The 2,798-nt window shown below is 61.6% G+C and carries 3 protein-coding genes; all 3 read right to left on the bottom strand.

All coding sequences use genetic code 11. The features are described from left to right. Positions 1 to 666: 666 nt before the first annotated feature. Positions 667 to 1,128 carry a PTS IIA-like nitrogen regulatory protein PtsN gene (gene ptsN / locus SO140_RS45535; RefSeq protein ID WP_449383243.1) on the bottom strand — a complete coding sequence of 154 codons (462 nt, stop codon included), beginning with the start codon at positions 1,126 to 1,128 and terminating at the stop codon, positions 667 to 669. Between the two features lie 234 nt (positions 1,129 to 1,362). Further along, on the bottom strand, positions 1,363 to 1,956 hold the full coding sequence (hpf, locus tag SO140_RS45530) for a ribosome hibernation-promoting factor, HPF/YfiA family (RefSeq protein WP_449383242.1): 594 nt from the start codon (positions 1,954 to 1,956) through the stop codon (positions 1,363 to 1,365). Positions 1,957 to 2,037: 81 nt separating this feature from the next. Continuing rightward, on the bottom strand, positions 2,038 to 2,798 hold a 761-nt coding region (locus SO140_RS45525), incomplete at its 5' end, for an RNA polymerase factor sigma-54 (RefSeq protein WP_498544162.1).

Below are 2,798 nucleotides of genomic sequence, written 5' to 3'. Positions count from 1 at the left end.
AGCCAGCATGGTGAATCAGAAGCAAGCTGATTTGGGAATCCCAAATCGATTCAACCTAACCCCATCCCGCTTTAGAAGCTCGAGGCTTTTCTGGAGCCCTACGATGCACGTCATGAGAATCGTACAGGTGTTTGTCGCAGCTTCGATCTTTTCCGCATGGCGCGCGAGGTCCGCTTGAAGATCAGGCCGCAATGGGTGAGGCGAGTGTCTCGAAGCTTCGCGCGATTGGCCTTCGAGCCAGACGACTGTTCCCATGAGCTTTCCTTCTGCACAGATGCAAGATGCGGGGCTTATCGCGACCGACTAGAGCCCGAGGAAAATAAATCAAACATTGCCGGGAAACCGCCGCTTGCAGAATACGGATACGCTCTTCGCGAACCGGACATGCCTCTCGACATCTAGAGCGATGAGATTAGGAAGAATCCTCATCGCGCTTTGGGTTGTTGTCTGAGCATGATCTCCGCGCGAACGCGTTCCGCGTTTGTCGCGCGGGAAAACTGCTTCACGCTTTTCCGGATCACGCTCTGGCCTCGTCGGCTTCATGCCGGACGCAGAACCACACTGCTATCGACAACGCCTGATCGTGGCTGGATCTCCGCAATGCGACATCCCACGTAGCTCTGCCTTGCTCGGTCGCAAGCGTGCGAGATTCAAGCTGCGGTGAGCCTACGCCGCGGTCGCCGGCGGCAGCGCGAGCACCGAATAGATCGCCTGCGCGTCGCGCGAGGCACGCAGCTTCTTGGCGATGTCCTGGTCGCGCAGGAGGCGCGCGATGCGCGCCAGCGCCTTCAGATGATCGGCACCCGCACCTTCAGGTGCGAGCAGCAGGAAGACGAGATCGACCGGCTGGCCGTCCATAGCCTCGAAATCGATCGGGCGCTCGAGCCGCGCGAACAGGCCAAAGATCTTTTCGAGCTTGGGCAGCTTGCCGTGAGGAATTGCGACACCATAGCCGACCGCGGTGGTGCCGAGCTTCTCCCGCTGCAACAGCACCTCGAACACCGAACGCTCGTTCTGTCCGGTCAGCTCGGCCGCCTTGGCAGCGAGTTCCTGCAAGGCCTGCTTCTTGCTGTTGACTTTCAATGCCGGGAGAATCGCCTCGGGTGCGACCAGATCGGTAATCGGCATGGAGCTTTCCGAGGTGAATTAAGCCGTCAGGTTCCGAATTGGCCAACTTGGAAGACCAGATTTGGCCGGCGTCAATAAGGTGAAGCAGGAGGCGGACTTAGCCCCAGTCCTGATGTGGGGCGCTTCTACTCCAACGCAATCCCGGTGCCAACTCCCGCGAACGCCTTTTACCGCGCTCTTCCCTAAAGACAGGAGTCCTACGGGGAGGATCCCGAAACCCTCGATGGGGGTGGGCTAACTCCCGGCTTTGGCCGCAGGAGGGTCGATCCAGCCGACATTGCCATCCGCCCGGCGGTAAATGATGTTCACCCGCCCGCTCGAGCCATGCTGAAATACCAGGCAATGGGCGCCGCTGAGGTCGAGTTCCATGACCGCTTCGCTGACCGAAAGCTGCCTCAAGGAGGTGGTCGATTCTGCGATGATCACGGGGCTGTAGCCGGTGACCTCGTCCTCGCCCTCGCCGGGGGCCTCCAGGACGTAGGCAGTGGCATCCATCGAGGCGAGCGCTGCGGAGGCGGCGGCGGCCTTGCGGGCGGACCGGTCCTTCAACCGGCTCTTGTAACGGCGCAGTCGCTTCTCGATCATCAGCAGCGCCTGGTCGGCGCTGGCATAGGCGTCCGGCGCGTTCGAATCGGCCTCCAGCGTGATCCCGGAATCGAGGTGCAGCGCGCAATCGGTGCGGAAGCCGAACCCGTCCTTGCTGAGCGTAATGTGGCCGGAATAATTGCCGTCAAAATATTTGCGCAACACCTCGTCCGTGCGCTCGGCGACGCGGCCGCGGAGGGCTTCGCCGACGCTGATGCTTTTGCCCGAAATCCGGAGAGTCATGTGATGCCTCGCCTGGTTGGTGGCTAGCTTGGATCAAGCCCGAGGGGAGATTGAGAGTAGCGCGATTTGAGGCGCGCGCAATCAGGCCGGCTCGGTGTTGCGGGAGCGATCGGACAGGGCGGTGGAGAGGACGTTGCCAAGAGCGCTCTGCTTGTCGCGACGGCGTTGTACCGAAGAGGGAATGCGCATGGCTTCGCGGTACTTCGCAACCGTGCGTCGGGCAATATCAATGCCGGATGCACGCAACCGTTCCACGATCGTGTCGTCGGAGAGGATCGCGGACGGCTCCTCCGAATCGATCAGCTGCTTGATGTGGTGGCGAACGGCTTCGGCGGAATGCGCCTCGCCGCCATCGGCCGAGGCGATCGACGCGGTGAAGAAATACTTCAATTCAAAGGTGCCGCGATTCGTCGCCATGTATTTGTTGGCGGTGACGCGCGACACCGTGGATTCATGCATCTGGATGGCGTCGGCGACGGCTTTCAGGTTGAGCGGCCGCAGGTGCGCCACACCATGGGTGAAGAAGCCGTCCTGCTGGCGCACGATCTCGGTTGCGACCTTCAGGATGGTGCGGGCGCGCTGATCGAGCGCGCGCACGAGCCAGGTCGCGTTCTGCAGGGCATCGGTGAAGTAGGACTTGTCGCCGTCCTTGCCGATCTTCTTCGACAGCTCGGTGTAGTAGGTCTGGTTCACGAGGACGCGCGGCAGAGTGTCGCTGTTGAGCTCGACATGCCAGCCGCCATCGGGCCCCGGGCGGACATAGACGTCCGGCACCATGGTCTGAAGGCGCGAAGAGCCGAACTTCATGCCGGGCTTGGGATCGAGGCGGCGGATCTCGCCGA

It is taken from the genome of Bradyrhizobium sp. UFLA05-108 (assembly GCF_059803455.1).
This window is presented reverse-complemented; position numbering and strand designations above follow the sequence as displayed.